The 19,470-nt window shown below is 41.6% G+C and carries 19 protein-coding genes; 18 read left to right on the top strand and 1 reads right to left on the bottom strand.

The features are described 5' to 3' along the window. Window positions 1–16: 16 nt before the first annotated feature. The 15 genes from MKY18_RS11115 to MKY18_RS11045 all read left to right on the top strand — a co-directional run bounded on the left by MKY18_RS11115 (window position 17) and on the right by MKY18_RS11045 (window position 14,815). Window positions 17–424, top strand: a complete 408-nt coding sequence (locus MKY18_RS11115) for an Asp23/Gls24 family envelope stress response protein (RefSeq protein ID WP_044140994.1) — start codon at window positions 17–19, stop codon at window positions 422–424. Window positions 425–635: 211 nt separating this feature from the next. Beyond that, a complete protein-coding gene (nusB, locus tag MKY18_RS11110) occupies window positions 636–1,031 on the top strand; it encodes a transcription antitermination factor NusB (RefSeq protein WP_003216031.1) in 396 nt (131 codons plus the stop codon). Window positions 1,032–1,042: 11 nt separating this feature from the next. Beyond that, on the top strand, window positions 1,043–1,894 hold the full coding sequence (gene folD / locus MKY18_RS11105) for a bifunctional methylenetetrahydrofolate dehydrogenase/methenyltetrahydrofolate cyclohydrolase FolD (protein WP_065098384.1): 852 nt from the start codon (window positions 1,043–1,045) through the stop codon (window positions 1,892–1,894). Between the two features lie 70 nt (window positions 1,895–1,964). Beyond that, window positions 1,965–3,311, top strand: a complete 1,347-nt coding sequence (gene xseA, locus MKY18_RS11100; RefSeq protein WP_185108549.1) for an exodeoxyribonuclease VII large subunit — start codon at window positions 1,965–1,967, stop codon at window positions 3,309–3,311. Next, window positions 3,308–3,568 carry an exodeoxyribonuclease VII small subunit gene (locus MKY18_RS11095; protein ID WP_003215880.1) on the top strand — a complete coding sequence of 87 codons (261 nt, stop codon included), beginning with the start codon at window positions 3,308–3,310 and terminating at the stop codon, window positions 3,566–3,568. Before xseA ends, MKY18_RS11095 begins: the two co-directional genes overlap by 4 nt. Beyond that, the gene (locus MKY18_RS11090; RefSeq protein WP_113767412.1) at window positions 3,558–4,448 is read left to right on the top strand and encodes a polyprenyl synthetase family protein; all 891 of its coding nucleotides are present in this window, start codon (window positions 3,558–3,560) and stop codon (window positions 4,446–4,448) included. Before MKY18_RS11095 ends, MKY18_RS11090 begins: the two co-directional genes overlap by 11 nt. 150 nt (window positions 4,449–4,598) lie before the next feature. After that, on the top strand, window positions 4,599–6,500 hold the full coding sequence (gene dxs / locus MKY18_RS11085; RefSeq protein ID WP_044140998.1) for a 1-deoxy-D-xylulose-5-phosphate synthase: 1,902 nt from the start codon (window positions 4,599–4,601) through the stop codon (window positions 6,498–6,500). Then, entirely contained in the window at window positions 6,497–7,351 is an 855-nt protein-coding gene (locus MKY18_RS11080) for a TlyA family RNA methyltransferase (protein ID WP_065098380.1), read from the top strand. The genes dxs and MKY18_RS11080 overlap by 4 nt, the downstream gene beginning before the upstream one ends. A 159-nt stretch (window positions 7,352–7,510) precedes the next feature. Next, window positions 7,511–7,960, top strand: a complete 450-nt coding sequence (gene argR, locus MKY18_RS11075; RefSeq protein ID WP_065098379.1) for a transcriptional regulator ArgR — start codon at window positions 7,511–7,513, stop codon at window positions 7,958–7,960. Window positions 7,961–7,993: 33 nt separating this feature from the next. Further along, entirely contained in the window at window positions 7,994–9,730 is a 1,737-nt protein-coding gene (recN, locus tag MKY18_RS11070; protein WP_065098378.1) for a DNA repair protein RecN, read from the top strand. A 198-nt stretch (window positions 9,731–9,928) separates the two neighbouring features. Then, the gene (spoIVB, locus tag MKY18_RS11065; protein WP_003215755.1) at window positions 9,929–11,206 is read left to right on the top strand and encodes a SpoIVB peptidase; all 1,278 of its coding nucleotides are present in this window, start codon (window positions 9,929–9,931) and stop codon (window positions 11,204–11,206) included. A 285-nt stretch (window positions 11,207–11,491) separates the two neighbouring features. Continuing rightward, window positions 11,492–12,295 (top strand): sporulation transcription factor Spo0A, encoded by an 804-nt coding sequence (spo0A, locus tag MKY18_RS11060; RefSeq protein WP_003215740.1) that lies wholly within the window; start codon window positions 11,492–11,494, stop codon window positions 12,293–12,295. Between the two features lie 271 nt (window positions 12,296–12,566). Further along, a complete protein-coding gene (locus tag MKY18_RS11055; RefSeq protein ID WP_260406885.1) occupies window positions 12,567–12,692 on the top strand; it encodes a hypothetical protein in 126 nt (41 codons plus the stop codon). A gap of 59 nt (window positions 12,693–12,751) precedes the next feature. Further along, window positions 12,752–13,852 (top strand): Rap family tetratricopeptide repeat protein, encoded by a 1,101-nt coding sequence (locus MKY18_RS11050; RefSeq protein WP_065098377.1) that lies wholly within the window; start codon window positions 12,752–12,754, stop codon window positions 13,850–13,852. Between the two features lie 225 nt (window positions 13,853–14,077). Beyond that, window positions 14,078–14,815, top strand: coding sequence for a glycerophosphodiester phosphodiesterase (locus tag MKY18_RS11045; RefSeq protein WP_065098376.1), 738 nt, complete (start codon window positions 14,078–14,080; stop codon window positions 14,813–14,815). Window positions 14,816–14,849: 34 nt separating this feature from the next. Here MKY18_RS11045 and MKY18_RS11040 read toward each other — a convergent pair whose 3' ends face one another. After that, the gene (locus MKY18_RS11040; RefSeq protein WP_050943781.1) at window positions 14,850–15,086 is read right to left on the bottom strand and encodes a DUF2627 domain-containing protein; all 237 of its coding nucleotides are present in this window, start codon (window positions 15,084–15,086) and stop codon (window positions 14,850–14,852) included. Window positions 15,087–15,235: 149 nt separating this feature from the next. On the opposite strand from MKY18_RS11040, the gene MKY18_RS11035 reads away from it, so the two are divergent. The 3 genes from MKY18_RS11035 to bcd are packed head-to-tail and all read left to right on the top strand — an operon-like array spanning window position 15,236 to window position 19,448. Next, window positions 15,236–17,308, top strand: coding sequence for a sigma-54-dependent Fis family transcriptional regulator (locus MKY18_RS11035; RefSeq protein ID WP_216927364.1), 2,073 nt, complete (start codon window positions 15,236–15,238; stop codon window positions 17,306–17,308). 42 nt (window positions 17,309–17,350) lie between these two features. Further along, on the top strand, window positions 17,351–18,328 hold the full coding sequence (gene yqiS / locus MKY18_RS11030; RefSeq protein ID WP_223252839.1) for a phosphate butyryltransferase: 978 nt from the start codon (window positions 17,351–17,353) through the stop codon (window positions 18,326–18,328). Window positions 18,329–18,353: 25 nt separating this feature from the next. Next, entirely contained in the window at window positions 18,354–19,448 is a 1,095-nt protein-coding gene (bcd, locus tag MKY18_RS11025; RefSeq protein ID WP_044141009.1) for a branched-chain amino acid dehydrogenase, read from the top strand. Window positions 19,449–19,470: the final 22 nt, after the last annotated feature.

The following is a 19,470-nucleotide window of genomic DNA, read 5'->3' as shown; positions in this document are numbered from 1 at the left end:
TCGGAGGTGAATGATCGTGTCAGATAACAATTTGCTTGAAATGAACCTTGATGAAGATCAATTGGGAAAAGTGCAAATTGCACCAGAGGTGATTGAGGTCATTGCTGGGATCGCCGCTTCAGAAGTCGAAGGCATTGCCGAAATGCGCGGCAATTTCGCTGCTGATGTAGCAGAACGCTTTGGTAAGAAAAATCACCGTAAAGGTGTGAAAGTAGATGTCTCTGATGAAGGCATCACAATCGATGTATATTGTGTGGTTGAATTTGGCCTATCCATTCCAAAGGTATCCACTGCTGTACAAGAAAATATCCGTCAAACTCTTTTGAACATGACTGCTTTAACGATTAATGAAATCAATATTCATGTCGTTGGTATTCAATTTGATACTAAAGCATCTGAGGCTGAAGTAGATCAAGAAATGTAAAAAAAGAGTTCAAGTGAAACCAAGGAGGCATTGCCTCTTTGGTTTTTTAAAGCCCATTTTTGGGTCATTTCCGAATAATAATGATCTCACACGTGAATTGATTCGTTTTTCGTGACAGCTCGCATGGATCTTGGTGCGACCACGGTCAAAATATGTTATGATCTCTGTATGGCTTAACGACAAGCGGATAAAGTGGTTAAAGGAGTAAATAATGAAAAGAAGAACTGCAAGAGAAAAGGCGCTACAAACATTATTTCAAATTGATGTGAGCAATATTGATCCGAAAGAGGCCATTACACATGCGCTGGATGAACAAGAATCAGATCCTTTTTTCGAGGAGCTGGTTTTCGGTGTGCTTGAACAAAAGGACAAGCTCGATGACATGATTTCACAGCATTTAGTGAATTGGAAACTCGATCGTATTGCAAACGTAGACAGAGCCATTTTAAGGCTGTCTGTGTACGAGATGGTGTATCAAGAAGATATCCCGGTTAGTGTCTCAATGAATGAAGCGATTGAACTGGCCAAATTATTCGGTGACGATAAAGCATCGAAATTTGTAAATGGAGTACTTTCAAACATTAAAAACGACCTAAAGCAGCAATAGGAGGATTCGACATGACAGCAACAATCATCGATGGGAAAGAAACAGCAAAAGAAAAGCGTGAGCAATTAGCAAAAGAAGTAGAAGAGCTAAAACAAAAAGGTGTCACACCTGGTCTTGCCGTTATTCTAATCGGTGATGATCCGGCTTCACTTTCTTACGTACGCGGGAAGAAAAAAGCAGCAGAAGCAATGGGGATGCATTTCCAGCTAGATCATTTAGATGCTTCTTTAACAGAAGAAGCATTGCTTCAGCTGATTGATCAGTACAATGCGAACGATCAATTCCACGGGATTCTTGTTCAGCTTCCACTGCCAAAACATATTTCTGAAAAAGCCGTGATTGAACGTATTTCACCTGAAAAAGATGTTGATGGTTTCCATCCATTGAATATCGGGAAAATGCTCCTTGGGGAAGACACATTCCTTCCATGCACACCAGCAGGCATTGTTGAATTACTAAATAAAACGGGCGTCAGTCTTTCTGGAAAAGAAGTCGTTGTTGTCGGACGCAGCAATATTGTCGGTAAACCAGTAGGACAATTGCTGTTAAACGAAAACGCAACGGTTACTTATTGCCATTCAAGAACAACGAATATTTCAGAACATACGTTGAAAGCGGATATTTTAGTTGTTGCCGTCGGTCGAGCAAACTTTATTAAAGCTGACCAAATTAAAGAAGGCGCTATTGTGATCGATGTAGGAGTCAATCGTTTGGATACTGGAAAGCTTGTTGGAGATGTTGATTTTGAAGAGGCAAAAGAAAAAGCTTCTTATATCACACCAGTCCCTGGCGGAGTCGGTCCAATGACGATTACGATGCTTGCACATAATACGGTTAAATCAGCAAAACGTACATTAGCATAAGCTTTATCCATTCATCCACCTGCATGCTGCTGGTGGATGAATGTGCGTTTTTGAAGAGGAGGAATACGTCATGAGTGAAAAAGCCTTTGTGACGGTCACAGCCCTTACAAAATACATAAAAAGAAAATTTGATGTTGATCCGCATTTAGAAGATATTTGGATCAAAGGTGAGCTATCCAATGTCAAGATTCATTCAAGAGGACATGTGTACTTCACCTTAAAAGACGAAAATGCACGCATGCAAGCTGTCATGTTCCAGCGCTCTGCGGCGAAGCTGCCTTTTTCACCTAAGAGTGGAATGAAGGTGTTTGTACGAGGCGGAATTCAAGTCTATGAACCAAACGGTAACTATCAATTATATGCAAAAGAAATGCAGCCTGATGGTGTTGGTGCTCTTCATCTTGCTTATGAAGAGCTGAAGAAAAAGCTAGCAAGTGAAGGCTTATTTGATGCGCGCTATAAAAAAACAATCCCCGAATATCCAGAGGTTGTTGGTGTCATTACGTCTCCAACAGGAGCGGCTGTTCGAGATGTCATTACGACCATCAATCGGCGCTATCAGCAGGCGAAAATCATTGTGCTTCCGGCGCTCGTTCAAGGTGAGCATGCGACCCGTTCCATCGTAGAGCGAATTAAGGAAGCGAATGAAAAACAGCTCTGTGATGTCTTGATTGTCGGAAGAGGAGGCGGTTCGATTGAAGAGCTTTGGGCTTTTAATGAAGAAGCTGTCGCAAGAGCCATCTTCGCATCAGACATTCCAATCATATCTGCAGTTGGACACGAAACAGACTTTACGATCAGTGATTTCACTGCAGATATGAGAGCACCCACACCAACAGGAGCAGCCGAACTTGCTGTTCCAAGCACGACCGATTTAATTGAACGAATCAAATCAATCGATATACGGCTAACAAGAGCGGTAAAGAATCGAACCTCACAAGCGAAGGATCGTCTTGTGGCGCTGCAATCCTCTTATGCCTTCCGTTTTCCAAAACGATTACAGGAGCAAAAAGAGCAGCAATTCGATTTGGTATTTGACCGTTTTCAAAAACAGCTGACGAGACAAATTGAGCAAAAACGCAGTCAGCTAGACCGCCAGACATACAGGCTGAAGCCGCTTCACCCTAAAGAGCAGCTGCTTCAAGCGAAAAAACGCCACGCCAATGAAACAGAACAGCTCATTCGCAGTATGAATGTGCAAATGAAAACAATTCATTCGCAGTTCCAATCGGTTCTTGGTAAACTAAATGCATTAAATCCACTTCAAGTGATGGAAAGAGGCTACAGCTTAGCCTATAAAGAAGATGAACTAATAAAAAGTGTGAACCAAGTAGAGCCGAAGGATCAGCTGACCATCACGATGAGGGATGGACGTCTGATTTGTGAGGTTATTGAGAAGGAGGGGCAATCAACATGACAGAATCCAATAAACAAAAAGAAGAACAAATGACATTTGAAGAGGCGATGAAAGGTCTTGAGGAGATTGTGGGAAAGCTCGAAGAAGGAGATGTACCACTTGAGCAGGCCATTCATTATTTTCAAGAAGGCATGACCCTTTCGAAGCTTTGTCATGAAAAATTACAGCATGTTGAAAAGCAAATGGATTTCATTTTAAAAGAGGACGGTGAGCTGGCTCCCTTCTCAGTGAAGGAGGCAGATGCTGGTGACAAGTAATTTAAATGAATTTTTAACAACACGAAAGCAGGCCATTGAAGATTATTTATTTACATATGTTCAGGAATTGACGATTCCTGAAGACCTGAAATCTTCTATGCTCTATTCTCTTAAAGCGGGCGGGAAAAGGCTTCGACCTGTTCTCGTTCTTGCTCTTCTAAATGCCTACGGTAAAAACGAAGAAGACGGTATACCTGTCGGCTGTGCGGTTGAGATGATTCATACGTATTCATTGATACATGACGACCTTCCTTGCATGGACGACGATGACCTTCGCAGAGGAAAACCGACGAATCATAAAGTGTACGGAGAAGCAACAGCGGTTCTCGCAGGTGATGCCCTTTTAACAGAAAGCTTTCGCCTGATTACATCTCAGCTGTCTAGCGGCGTCTCTGCTGACAAAAAGCTCAGAATTGTGGATGAGCTTGTAAAGTCAGCAGGTGCACTAGGAATGGTTGGCGGTCAATTTGACGACATGGAAGCAGAGCAAAAACAAGTATCGCTTGCTGAACTAGAATCCATTCACGCCCGTAAAACAGGAAAGCTTCTCACATTCAGTGTCGCAGCAGGTGCAATGCTGGCAGGAGCATCAGATGACGATATCGAAAAGCTAAGGGAATTCAGCTATCATATTGGCATTGCGTTTCAAATCCGTGATGATATTTTAGATCTCGAAGGAAGCGAAGAAAAAATCGGAAAACGGGTCGGCTCTGATACAGCAAATGAAAAGTCGACATATCCTTCTTTATTAACGCTTTCAGGAGCAAAAGAAAAGCTGCATGAGCACATCACACGTGCAAAAGAAATTGTCTCAAATCTTCAATTAGAGCAGCAATTGCTGCATGATTTATGTGATCTAATTGCCTCAAGAGATCATTAAAAACAGCCTAGATTTGAGGGTCCTCGAGCAATTGTGGTAAACTGTAAACAGTTTATTATGATGAGACAACTCTTATTCCCTATTGGTTTTCAAAGGAATAAGGCATTATAGATGTATATAGAAATTTTGTTGAAAGCGAGTTGATCCTAATTGGATCTTTTATCAATAAAAAATCCAACGTTTCTAAAAGGAATGTCAAATGCAGAATTAGAGGAGCTTAGTGCTGACATTCGCATGTTTTTAATTGAGTCCTTAGCTAACTCTGGTGGGCATATCGGTCCGAACCTGGGAGTCGTTGAACTGACTGTTGCGCTTCATAAAGTATTTGACAGCCCAAAAGACAAATTCCTCTGGGATGTTGGACATCAGTCTTACGTTCATAAGCTGTTAACGGGAAGAGGGTCGGAGTTTGATACACTTCGTCAATATAAAGGGCTTTGCGGTTTTCCTAAACGAAATGAAAGCGAGCATGATGTGTGGGAGACAGGTCACAGTTCAACCTCGTTATCTGGCGCGATGGGTATGGCGGCAGCGCGTGATATCAAAGGGACAGATGAATATATCCTGCCGATTATCGGAGATGGTGCACTAACCGGAGGTATGGCGCTAGAAGCTTTGAATCATATCGGTGATGAAAAGAAAGATATGATTGTCATATTAAACGACAATGAAATGAGTATTGCACCAAACGTCGGTGCGATTCACACAATGCTTGGTAGATTACGTACAGCTGGCAAATACCAATGGGTAAAAGACGAGCTTGAATATTTATTCAAGCGCATTCCAGCTGTTGGTGGTAAGCTTGCTGCCACAGCAGAGCGTATCAAAGACAGCCTCAAATATTTACTTGTATCTGGCATGTTTTTTGAGGAAATGGGATTTACCTACTTAGGTCCTGTCGACGGACATTCGTATGAAGATCTTTTTGAAAATCTTGAATATGCAAAGAAAACAAAAGGTCCTGTTCTTCTGCATGTCATCACGAAAAAAGGAAAAGGCTATCAGCCGGCAGAATCCGATAAAGTCGGGACTTGGCACGGTACGGGTCCATACAAAATTGATACAGGGGATTTTGTAAAACCGGCAGCAGCAGCTCCGTCTTGGAGTGGTCTCGTTAGTGAAACGGTCAGAAAGCTGGCACGGGAAGATGAGCGGATTGTTGCGATCACGCCTGCGATGCCTGTTGGTTCAAAGCTTGAAGGCTTTGCGAAGGAATTTCCAGAGCGGATGTTTGATGTAGGAATTGCCGAGCAGCATGCAGCCACAATGGCAGCTGGGCTTGCGACGCAGGACATGAAGCCATTTTTAGCGATTTATTCAACGTTCCTACAAAGAGCCTATGACCAAGTGCTACATGATATTTGTCGTCAGAACCTTAACGTATTTATTGGCATTGACCGTGCTGGACTTGTCGGTGCAGATGGAGAAACCCATCAAGGTGTGTTTGATATTGCCTTTATGCGTCATATGCCGAATATGGTACTCATGATGCCAAAAGATGAAAATGAAGGACAGCACATGGTCAATACAGCTATTCAGTACGATGACGGTCCTATTGCTATGCGCTTCCCGCGCGGTAATGGGCTAGGTGTCAAAATGGATGAACAGCTGAAAACCATTCCAATTGGGTCCTGGGAGGTTCTTCGTCCAGGGAAGGATGCCGTGATTTTAACATTTGGTACGACGATTAAAATGGCACTCCAAGCAGCAGAAGAACTTCAAAAAGAAGGGAAATCGGTTCGTGTTGTCAATGCTCGTTTTATTAAGCCTCTTGATGAAGCGATGTTAAATGACATTTTTTCTGAAGGTATTCCGATTTTAACGATTGAAGAAGCTGTGCTCCAAGGCGGATTTGGCAGCAGCGTTTTAGAATATATACACGATAAGAAAGCATCTCATATTAAAGTAGAACGTATGGGCATTCCAGATGAATTTATTGAGCATGGAAGTGTTGATGCCCTGCTTGAAGAAATTGGTTTGACGAAAGCACAGGTTGCTGATACTTTACGTGACCTGCTTCCCGCAGCACCAAGAAAAGGAATTGGATCATGACATCAAAGAAAGAACGACTTGACGTTTTATTAGTCGAACAAGGACTAATGGAAACGAGAGAGAAAGCAAAGCGTGCCATTATGGCAGGGATCGTTTACTCAAATGAAAACCGTTTGGATAAACCAGGAGAGAAAATCGCTCGTGATACACCGCTCACTGTGAAAGGGAACCCTCTGAAATATGTGAGCCGCGGCGGGTTAAAGCTCGAAAAAGCGCTAAAAGAATTCGACTTAACCGTTCAAGGGAAATTGCTAATTGATATCGGTTCATCAACAGGTGGATTTACAGATTGTGCGCTTCAAAATGGAGCGGTCAAATCATATGCTGTTGATGTTGGCTACAATCAGCTTGCGTGGAAATTAAGGCAGGATGACAGGGTCATCGTCATGGAGCGCACCAATTTCCGTCATTCCGTCCCAGCAAATTTTACTGAAGGATTGCCAGAAGTGGCGTCAATTGATGTCTCTTTTATTTCACTTAAACTCATTCTGCCGGCTTTAAAGCACATTCTTGTCCCAGGCGGAGACTGTATTGCACTTGTCAAGCCTCAATTTGAAGCAGGCAGAGAGCTTGTTGGGAAAAAAGGCATCGTGCGAGATCCATCGGTCCACCTTGGTGTACTGGAAGAGATGAATCAATTTGCTGCAAAAGAAGGCTATGATGTGAAGGATGTATCATTTTCGCCTATTACTGGCGGAGACGGGAATATTGAGTTCCTTCTCCATTTAGTGCTTCATCCCGATCAAGAAGAGAATGCGGCACTACCGGTTTCAGAGCTTGAAAAGATCGTCAAGGAAGCCCATTCTGTATTGAAAGAAAAGAAAAACAGTCCTGAGCCGGCTGATACATGAGGTTGAAACAAAAGGAATAATAGCTCGCTATTATTCCTTTTTACATGGTCAAAAGATGAGAATTGGCCGTTTCTCACGTAACGCTTGTTTTTTGAACTGTGGTTCATATAACATAGAACGTAAAGACAAACTGAGATCAAACGCCTAGGGGGGTCAAAAATGACTAAAGGTCAAAGGCATATCAAGATTAGAGAAATCATCGCGAGCCAAGAGATTGAAACACAAGATGAACTAGTCGATATTTTAAAAGCCGATGGATATAACATTACACAAGCGACCGTTTCAAGAGATATTAAAGAATTGCATTTAGTGAAAGTGCCAACGAACAATGGAACATATAAATACAGCCTTCCTGCGGATCAGCGGTTTAATCCGCTGTCTAAACTAAAGCGATCCTTAATGGATGCATTTATTAAAATGGATGCTGCCAGTCATTTAATTGTCCTCAAAACCATGCCGGGTAATGCACAGGCGATTGGGGCTTTAATGGATAATTTAGATTGGGAAGAAATCATGGGAACCATTTGCGGAGATGACACCATTTTGATCATTTGCCGCACAATAGATGATACGGAAACAGTTTCAAGCAAAATTTTAGAGCTTCTATAAAGAATCAGGTTTACAAAAAGAGGTGTCAAATGAGTGTTAGCAGAACTAACCATTAAAAACTTTGCAATCATTGAAGAGTTAACGGTTTCATTTGAAAAAGGACTCACAGTCCTAACAGGGGAAACAGGTGCAGGGAAATCTATCATGATTGACGCTGTCTCACTTCTTGTGGGAGGTAGAGGGTCGTCTGAATTTGTTCGTTATGGTGAGAAAAAGGCTGAGCTGGAGGGGCTTTTTCTTGTACCAGCAGCTGACCATCCTGTATTTGCTTTATGCGAAGAGCAGGGAATTGACGCAACGGATGAAATGATGATTCTTCGCCGTGATATTAACAATAACGGGAAAAGCATTTGCCGTATCAATGGCAAGCTCGTTACAATCTCACTTTTACGCGAAGTAGGACGCCTTTTGCTCGATATACATGGGCAGCACGATAACCAGTTATTGATGGAGGATGAAAATCATCTGCATTTACTCGATCAATTTGGAGCAGAAGAAATTGCACCTGCTTTGTCACAGTATCAAGAAGCATATGAGCAAAATACAAAGACAGCCCAAAAGCTAAAACAGCTCTCTGAGAATGAGCAGGAAATGGTGCACCGGTTAGATTTACTGCAATTTCAGCTAGAAGAGATTGAAGCGGCACAATTAGAGCCGGGAGAAGATGAGAAGCTTCAAGAAGAGCGCCATCAGATCAGCAACTACGAAAAAATCTTTTCCTCACTCCAAAACGCCTATAATGCCTTGCGCAATGAGCAGGGGGGACTTGATTGGGTTGGCATGTCATCAAGCGAGCTCGAGCAGGTTTCTGAGATCAATGACGATCTGAAAAAGCTATCCGAACAAGTGTCGAACTCTTACTATTTATTAGAGGATTCGACGTTCCAAATGCGAAGCATGCTGGATCAATTAGAGTTCGACCCAGCACGACTTGATTTTATTGAGTCTAGGCTGAATGAAATGAAGCAGTTAAAACGAAAGTACGGGACAACGGTTGAGGAAATTTTGGAGTATGCGGCGAAGATTGAAGAAGAAATCGATCAAATTCAAAATCGAGATAGTCACCTGCAGACGCTTAAAAACAAACTGGATGCAATGAGCCGTGACGCTCTGCTTGAAGCACTTAACGTTTCGGAGCTTCGTAAAAAATGGGCCAAAAAGCTAGCGAAGCAAATTCAAACAGAACTAAAGGATTTGTATATGGAGAAGTCAACGTTTGATACATCCTTTTCCATTCGGTATGCGCCTTTTAGCAGCACGGATAATCCGCTACTAGATGGAAAGCCCGTCCAGCTTGGAAAAAACGGAATCGACCAAGCTCAATTTGTGATTTCTACTAATCCTGGCGAACCGATGAAATCTTTATCAAAAGTTGCCTCGGGTGGAGAAATTTCACGTGTTATGCTCGCCGTGAAAAGTATCTTCTCAGCCAAACAAGAAGTCACTTCCATTATTTTCGATGAGGTCGATACGGGCGTAAGCGGCAGAGTTGCACAGGCGATTGCCGAAAAAATTTACAAAGTGGCGGCTGGCTCACAAGTGCTCTGCATTACGCACCTCCCGCAAGTAGCAGCAATGGCTGACACGCACCTCTTCATTTCTAAACGCTCTAAAGCAGGCAGAACACTGACAAGCGTCAAACCATTAAATCATGAAGAAAAAGTGAGTGAAATTGGCAGGATGATTGCGGGTGTGGAAGTCACTGAGCTGACAAAACAGCACGCAAAAGAATTGCTGCATCAAGCAAATGATGTCAAAACAACAGGGTAGCTGAAAAATCAGCTGCCTTTTTTATATTGTGTCAAAATCGCTGTATATACCCACGAAATCGTCTTTTTCTTTTATCAATTTATCCAATCATTTTCTATAGCTGCCGGTTATAAATCAAAGCGAAGAAGGCAAAAGTAAAGATGTAGCCAAAACATGAGTGTTCTGGTGTGGGTAAGGAGCGAGGAGAGTGAAAAATGAATGCCCGAAAAGATGAGAAAAGCCATTGGTGTGATTCTCCTTGTTTCTTTAATAAGTACAGGGTTTATGAGCATAGTGAAGGAATACATCAGCATTCCAACAAATGTTGCTGTATTTGAAAAACAGAAGCACTCAATTGACACATCAATAGAAGCGTCAGCCAATGCTTCTTCACAAGCCTTTAGTCTTTCAGAGAAAAAGAATCAGCTTGAAGTAACAGGACAAAAGGCGGGAAAAGCCGAAATTGTTTATGATTTTAAAGGATTCCCTATTAAGAAAACAAAAGTCGACGTTCTCCCTGAATTAAAAGTCGTTCCTGGAGGACAATCCATTGGCGTCAAGCTCCACTCTGTAGGAGTTCTCGTTGTAGGTTTTCATCAAATCACAACAGCAGACGGCAAAAAATCACCAGGCGAAGCCGCAGGCATTCAATCAGGGGATATGATCATTGAAATCAATGGTCAAAAGATGGAGAAAATGAATGACCTCACCCCATTTATCCAGAAAGCAGGGAAAACAGGTGAAACGCTTCGTTTACTCATAAAAAGAGACCATAAAACCTTTCAAACAACATTAACACCCGCAAAAGATGCAAGTGAAGGCACCTATCGAATTGGTCTTTACATTCGAGATTCCGCAGCAGGAATCGGCACGATGACCTTCTTTGAACCATCTTCTAAAAAATATGGTGCCCTAGGGCATGTCATTTCTGACATGGATACAAAAAAACCAATTGTTGTCGACAATGGTGAAATTGTCAGATCAACCGTAACATCGATTGAAAAAGGCACAGGTGGCAATCCTGGAGAAAAATTGGCGAGATTCTCTTCCGAACGAAAAACGATCGGGGATATCTCCCGCAACAGCCCATTTGGTATCTTTGGTACGTTAACCGAAAAGCTTGAAAATCATGTATCAGACAAACCACTTCCAGTTGCTTTATCAAATGAAGTAAAAGAAGGTCCAGCAGAAATTTTAACCGTTGTGGATCATGATAAAGTGGAAAAGTTTGATATTAAAATCGTCAGCACGACTCCGCAGAAATTCCCAGCAACAAAAGGGATGGTATTGAAGGTAACAGATGAGCGTCTTTTAAGTAAAACGGGCGGTATCGTCCAAGGTATGAGCGGAAGCCCTATCATCCAAAACGGAAAAGTCATCGGGGCGGTCACGCACGTTTTCGTCAATGACCCGACAAGCGGCTACGGCGTACACATTGAATGGATGCTGTCAGAAGCAGGCATCGATCTTTATCAAAAAAACAAAAAAGCAAGCTGATCATCAAACTGCCGCGAATCTTCCGGCAGTTTTTTTCTCCCCTTTCTTTCTCTGCCATCATGTTATAAAATAAGGAAAAAGAGATTTTTCGACAAAATGGAAAATGGTATGTTGTCAAATTGCAATAATCGTCGATTCGTTAAGAAAAACGTAGAAAAAGCTAGATAATGCTCTATTATTCGGAAAATTAAAGTTTTTTAAAGGGGATAGCATGGTTTTGTCGAATTGAACACTCAGAAGAGAAATACAAAAGACTAAAGGAATCGACATTGGGGAGGAAAGAACGTGGAGAAAATTAAAGTGTGTGTAGCTGATGACAATCGAGAGCTTGTTGGCCTTTTGACTGAGTATATTGAGGGACAGGAAGATATGGAAGTGCTTGGCGTGGCGTATAATGGACAGGAATGTCTGACATTATTTAAAGATAAAGAGCCCGACGTTCTCCTCTTAGATATTATCATGCCTCATTTAGATGGCCTTGCTGTACTGGAACGCCTCCGTGAAAACAATGACATGACCAAACAACCAAGTGTGATTATGCTAACGGCGTTTGGACAAGAAGATGTCACGAAAAAAGCAGTTGATTTGGGCGCATCTTATTTCATCTTAAAGCCATTTGATATGGAAAACCTAGTCGGTCATATTCGTCAAGTCAGTGGAAACGGCACACAAGTCACCCATCGATCTTCATCTATCCAAAACAGTGTCCTTCGAAACAAACCTGAACCGAAACGCAGAAACTTAGATGCGAGCATTACAACGATTATTCATGAGATTGGCGTCCCGGCTCATATTAAAGGTTACTTATACTTAAGAGAAGCCATTTCAATGGTGTACAATGACATCGAGCTTCTCGGAAGCATCACAAAAGTGTTGTATCCAGACATCGCGAAGAAATTTAACACGACCGCGAGCAGAGTAGAACGAGCGATTCGTCATGCGATTGAAGTGGCTTGGAGCAGAGGAAACATCGATTCCATTTCCTCACTCTTTGGTTATACAGTCAGCATGTCTAAAGCAAAACCAACCAATTCTGAATTTATCGCAATGGTGGCTGATCGTCTGCGCCTAGAGCATAGGGCAAGCTAGTTCATTTTCATAAAAAAACGTTTCTTCAAAGAGGCGTTTTTTTATTTTGAAAAATATTGTAAAAAATTGGTTGTATTGATACAATCATCTTATTGTCTCATTTGGACAACTCAGCTTGATTTATTTTCAGAATAAAATGAAAAATAAAGCATGAAAGAAATGGGTATGACATAAATTAGTGGTAATCAGCTACGCCAATCAATTGTTTGGTCTTCAAAATAGAAGAAGGAAACGCTCATTCGTAAGAAAAAGGATGAGAGGAAAAGGTCTGATGGATTTGGTAAATAAAGCAAATGAGATCGAAAGTTCTATTTCTATTGACCTGATTGGTTGGCGTTTTAAAGTCACTGGCTTCTTAGAGATTGTGCCATTTGAACTGAATATTCCCATTGTCTAATTTAATAATTTTCACATTCTTTTACTATGCTATAATAATGAAAAGAAGAGGGTGAGGTTATGGGAAAGCTGAAAATCCACTCTGCTGAGGTAGCGAACGAAATTAGCAAGTGGACGAGGGTCATTTCTCAAAATGACCTAGAAAAATCTGCTATCTATAAAGAGAAAATTCAGAATTTGCTAAAAAATACAGATGAAGACCGCGAAGTTCTCCTTTATTATCAGCTTGTTAATGGCCGACATGAAATGTTACTTGGAAATATTGAAAAAGCCAATCACATTATGAAGAGTGTCGGAACGCTTGATGAGAAAGCAGATGACATTATTAATTTTTATTTTTACTTTTACAAAGGCCAATATGCTGCATATGTGAAAAAGTATGATGAAGCCATCAGCTTTTACAAAATTGCAGAACAACGCCTAAAACGTGTGAATGAGGACCTTGAAGTAGGAACTTTTCATCATAAGGTTGCTTCAATCTATTACGAACTGAAACAAAACTTCATATCCATTAATCATATCAAAAAAGCCATCGATACGTTCAAAGCGCATGAAGAGTATACAGCGCAGGCGATTGACAGCTTGATTTTACATGCAAGTAATTGTATCGATTTGATCCAATTTGACGAAGCGGAGGAAAAATACCAAGAAGCACTTGAGAAAAGTAAACGCATTAACAATGAAGTGCTGATTGGGAAATGCTATCACAATTTAGCCGTTCTTTATTATGCGAAGCATGATTACGAAAAAAGCGCACAATATGCCAAAAAAGGGATGGGCATTCAAATGCACCGTGACAATAGCCATTATTACATCCAATCTTTATATGTTCTGGCAAATGCCTTGGTTCATCTAGGAAATCAAGAGGCGAAGGAATATATTAAAGAGGGCATTCAGTATAGCTGTGACATCCAAAATAATGAATATATAGTAAAATTTGAAATTTTAGATTTAATGTGCGAAAATAGTGGAGCAGCAGACGTATTCTCTGAAAAATTAGACTACATAGAAAAAAATAGATTATATGTGGAGCTTGAGGATTTGTCTGAACAAATATCGAAATACTTCAAGGAACGAAATGACTATCAAAATGCCATTCGTTTTCTTGAAAAGAAATTCGATGCACAAATACTTCAAAAGAAAGTGGAGGTTATCTTATGAAAAAGTTGTTGTTAGGTTTAACCGTCGTTACAGCAGTCGCAGTTGTTTCTTCCCTTTTTGCTCTTGACGCCGAGACGACAGAGCAAGCCATCAGAGCGATTACGTGATCGAATTTATACAGAACCTCTTCGTACTAATCAGAAGAGGTTTTTTTATGTGCTCAAACTGGAAAAATGAAAAGAGACACGTCATAATGAAAGGAAGCATCATACTTAGAGGTGACATATGACGAAAATTTTTGCACACAGAGGTTTTAAAGGAATCTACCCTGAAAATACCATGATAGCCTTTGAGCATGCACTCCATTCTGGAGCTGACGGAATTGAGCTGGATGTTCAGCTGACGAAAGATGGCAGGCTTGCTGTCATTCACGATGAGAAGCTGAACAGAACAACGAATATGAAAGGCTTAGTGAAAGACTATACATATGAAGAGTTAAAAGCAGGAGATGCGAGTCATTCTTTTTATGAAGAAACCGGTGCTGTATCCATTCCTCTTTTGGAGGAAGTATTGGAGCTCGTGACGCAGCAATCATCACTCATCATCAATATTGAACTGAAAAACTCCATTTATCGATATCCTGGTATTGAAGAGAAAGTAAAGAAGCAAATTGAACACTTTCAAATAGAAGATCGTGTACTTGTCTCATCGTTTCATCACGGCAGTTTAGCTCTTTTTCACAAGCTGATGCCCCATGTTGAGCTTGCTGTTCTCACAATGGATGTCATTCATCAGCCAGAGATGTACATAAAAACAGTACCTGCAAGAGGTTATCATCCGAATATAAAGGGCGCAGGGGTAACAAAAGAAGTTGTATCGGCTCTCCATGCCGCCCAGCAAGTCATCAGGCCATTTACAGTAAACAGTGAAAAACAAATGAAAAACATGTTTTCCTTAGGTGTCGATGGAATTTTCACTGATTTCCCTGATAGAGCCGTCAAAATAAGAGAAGAAATGAAATAAAGACCTGCGATCAATAGCGGGTCTTTTTTCATGTTTATCTCTGTTTAAAGCGGGTGGTTACTTTATTTCGTTTGCGGTCTCGATATAAAATAAAGCCAGCGACTACGTAAAGACCTCCCCCTAAAAAAAACAACCCTGCAATTCCTTGCAGCCATAAAAATGGAAATGGTGCAATGATGATACCGAAAACAGTGTCACGCAGCAGCTTAATCCCAAGTGCAGCAAGCGCGCCAGGTATTAAAATAATCACTAATGCAAGTATTCTCCCCATCAAATGTCCCCTTAAACGTCATTTACTTCCATTGTCTAATTCAAAAAATATTTTGTCAAGAAAGGAAAACGTGGTAATATAAGAGTTGTGCAATTTTTTGCAACGGAAAAATATGGTGTGCAAATTTTTTCATATAAAGGGGTAACGGGATGCAGAGAGTCTTGATTGTCGGTGCAGGACAGGGTGGATCAGCATTGCTTGAAACACTGCTGAAAACAAATATGATTCAAATCGTTGCAATCGCCGACCTTGATCTTGGGGCACCGGGGATGGTAGAAGCGAAAAAGAATGGAATTGATACGACAACGGATTGGAAAGAATACATAAAAGATGACATTGATATCATCATTGAAACAACGGGCAGTTCAGCTGTGCTTAAAGAACTGATAGAAGAAAAAACAGAGCAGTCTGTCATTGTTCCAAGTTCGATGGCATACGTCATATCAGAATTAATGTCAGAAAAGCATCAGCTCATTCAAATATTAAAAGAACAAACCTATAAACATGACCGCATTTTTAATGCAACGAACGATGGCATGATTTTTATTAATATGGATGAAGAAATCGTTCTGTTTAATCGATCGGCTGCCAAAATGGTTGGACGTTCGCAAAAAGATGCGATTGGTCAGCACATACGTGAAGTGATCCCGAATACAAAACTCCCCGATATTTTAAGGTCGAGGGAGCCGGAATTTCATCAAAAACAATTTCTGAATCAGCAAATACAAATTGTCACAACACGTTTGCCGATTATTGATGACGCAGGAAGAATGCTAGGCGCTCTATCCATTTTTAAAGATATTACAGATGCAGTGGAGCTTGCAGAAGAAGTCACAAACCTCAAAGAAGTGCGCACGATGCTCGAGGCTATCATTCAATCATCAGATGAAGCGATATCCGTCGTAGATGAGCAGGGGAAAGGAATTTTAATTAACAGAGCTTATACGAAAATGACGGGATTAACAGACAAAGAGGTTGTGGGCAAGCCTGCGGGTGCGGATATTTCTGAAGGGGAAAGCATGCATTTGAAGGTGCTTGAAACAAGAAGGCCGGTTCGAGGCGTCAGAATGAAAGTCGGACCTAATAAGAAGGATGTGATCGTCAACGTAGCGCCAGTGATCGTTGATGGTATTTTAAAAGGCAGTGTCGGCGTCATTCATGACGTATCAGAAATTCAATCACTCACGAATGAATTAAATAAAGCAAGACAGCTCATCCGGACACTTGAGGCAAAGTACACTTTTGAAGACATTATTGGAGAAAGTGAGCAAATGCTTGTGGCGCTTGAGCAGGCAAAGCTAGGGGCTAAAACACCAGCCACTATTTTACTCAGGGGGGAATCAGGTACTGGGAAAGAGCTATTTGCGCACGCTATACACAATGAAAGTGACCGGAAATATAATCGCTTCGTAAGAGTCAACTGTGCGGCCTTATCAGAATCCCTCTTAGAGTCAGAGCTTTTTGGCTACGAGGAAGGCGCATTTTCTGGTGCAAGGCGCGGCGGGAAGAAAGGGCTGTTTGAAGAGGCGAATCACGGCAGTATCTTTTTAGATGAAATTGGTGAAATGACGCCAAGTACACAAGCGAAATTATTACGCGTGATGCAGGAGAAAGAAATTGTTAGAGTAGGCGGAACAAAAGCGATACCTGTTGACGTGCGTGTGATTACCGCAACAAATGTCAATATTGAAAAAGCGATGGCGGAAGGAAAGTTCAGAGAGGACTTATATTATCGGATGAACAGATATCCGATTTCGATTCCGCCACTAAGGCAGCGACTTGAAGATATTGATTCCTTGAGCAAACGCCTTATTCAGAAAATTAATTTAGACTATGGTCGAAATGTGAGCGGCTTAACGGAAGGTGCGCTCGATAGACTTCGATCCTACAGCTGGCCTGGGAACGTAAGAGAACTGGAAAATGTCCTTGGACGAGCCATGATCTTTTTGAATCCGCAAGAAGAATGGATCGATGAAGATCATATTTCCTTCATGGAATCAGAAGAGCAGGAAGAAAAAGAGCAGCAGGAACTGGCTGTCAGTCAATTTGAGGGAGAAACACTTTCGGATGCTGTTGAAGCGTTTGAAGCGCAGCTGATTAAACAAACCCTTGAAAAGCATCAATTCAACCGCACGAAAACAGCGAAAACGTTAGGGATTAGCATTCGAAATCTTTACTATAAAATGGATAAATATCAACTTGCAAAAGATAGCATGCAATAAAATGCACGTTACCTGCAAAAAGTTGCATATATTTCATGTGAAATGCCTTATTTCGCTGCGTTTCAAGCTGGCATAGAACTTGCATATGAAAACCATGAACCCGAGCATAAGGAAAGGTGGGCATATATGAAGCTTGACGATCTGATTATGAAAGCCGCCCAGCTGCAGAATAAAACTGCTGCTGTGGCTCATGCAGAAGACGAAGAAGTGCTTCATGCCATCAAGATGGCAATTGAACGAAAGGTCGCTCGCTTCCTGCTGGTTGGAAACAAACGCAACCTGAAGGAGCTGGTGAAACACCATGAGATCAATGAAGACTGGATAGATATTATTCATTCGGATTCTCCTGAAGAATCAGCCAAAATTGCTGTGCAGGCAGTGAGTGAGAAGCATGCAGATATATTGATGAAGGGGCATGTCACGACAGCCGTTCTTTTAAAAGCGGTGCTAAATAAAGAGTACGGGTTGCGGACGGCAAGTGTACTATCACATGTCGCGGCATTCGAAGTGCCGGGATTTGATCGTTTTATTTATGTCACGGATTCTGCGATGAACATCGCGCCCGATTTAAACATGTTCAAAGAGATTACGATCAATGCTGTTCAAGTAGCGCAAGCTGTCGGCAACGACATGCCAAAGGTGGCCGTGTTATCTGCGGTAGAGGTCGTGAACCCGGCAATGGATTCCACTTTGACAGCGGCAAGCTTGGCGCAAATGAATAGGCGAGGTCAAATTTCTGGATGCCTCATTGACGGGCCACTTGCTTTAGACAATGCCATTTCTCAAACAGCAGCTTCTCATAAAAATATTACGAGTGATGTCGCCGGTCATGCAGATATTTTGCTTGTACCAACAATTGAAGCAGGGAACATTCTTTATAAATCTCTCATCTACTTTGCACATGCAAAGGTGGGAGCTGTGGTGGCAGGAGCGAAGGCACCGATTGCTTTAACAAGCCGGTCGGATACAGCTGAAAGTAAGCTTTATTCAATTGCACTTGCCATCTGTACATCAAATTAAGCGAAAGTCATAGGAGGAATAAACAATGGAACTTTTTAAATATATGGAACGATACGATTATGAGCAGCTTGTATTTTGTCAGGATGAACAATCTGGCTTAAAAGCGATTATTGCCATTCATGATACAACACTTGGCCCAGCACTAGGCGGGACAAGAATGTGGACGTATGAAAACGAAGAAGCAGCAATCGAAGATGCACTTCGTCTAGCAAGAGGGATGACTTATAAAAACGCAGCAGCAGGCCTGAATCTTGGCGGCGGGAAAACAGTCATCATCGGTGACCCGAGAAAAGATAAAAATGAAGAAATGTTCCGTGCGTTTGGCCGCTACATACAAGGATTAAATGGCCGCTATATCACAGCGGAGGATGTCGGTACAACGGTAGAAGATATGGATCTGATTCATGAAGAAACAGACTTTGTGACAGGTATTTCTCCTGCATTTGGTTCATCCGGAAACCCGTCTCCTGTTACGGCTTACGGTGTATATAAAGGGATGAAAGCCGCTGCCAAAGCTGCATTTGGTACCGATTCACTAGAAGGGAAAACGATTGCTGTCCAAGGTGTTGGGAATGTGGCCTACAATTTGTGTAAACATCTGAACGAAGAAGGCGCACAGCTGATTGTCACAGATATCAACAAAGACTCTGTAAAACGAGCTGTAGAAGACTTTGGCGCAAAAGCTGTAGACCCTGACGATATTTATGATCAAGCATGTGATATTTATGCCCCTTGTGCACTTGGTGCAACGATTAATGATGTAACGATTCCTAAGCTGAAAGCAAAGGTTATCGCAGGTGCAGCGAATAACCAGCTGAGAGAAACGCATCACGGCGATCTGATTCATGAAATGGGCATTGTGTATGCACCTGATTATGTAATCAATGCAGGCGGCGTGATTAACGTTGCTGATGAGCTTTATGGCTATAATGCAGATCGTGCGATGAAAAAGGTAGAAGGTATTTACCAAAACATTGAACGCGTGATTGAAATTTCAAACCGTGATGCCATTCCAACTTATAAAGCGGCAGACCGATTGGCGGAGGAGCGAATTGAAAGAATGCGCAAATCAAGAAGTCAATTCCTGCAAAATGGCCAACATATTTTAAGTCGTCGCTAATTTGAAGAATGAGTTGAAACGG

This window comes from Bacillus sp. FSL R7-0672, assembly GCF_038601465.1.
In the GTDB taxonomy this organism is placed as follows: domain Bacteria; phylum Bacillota; class Bacilli; order Bacillales; family Bacillaceae; genus Bacillus; species Bacillus pumilus.
This window is presented reverse-complemented; position numbering and strand designations above follow the sequence as displayed.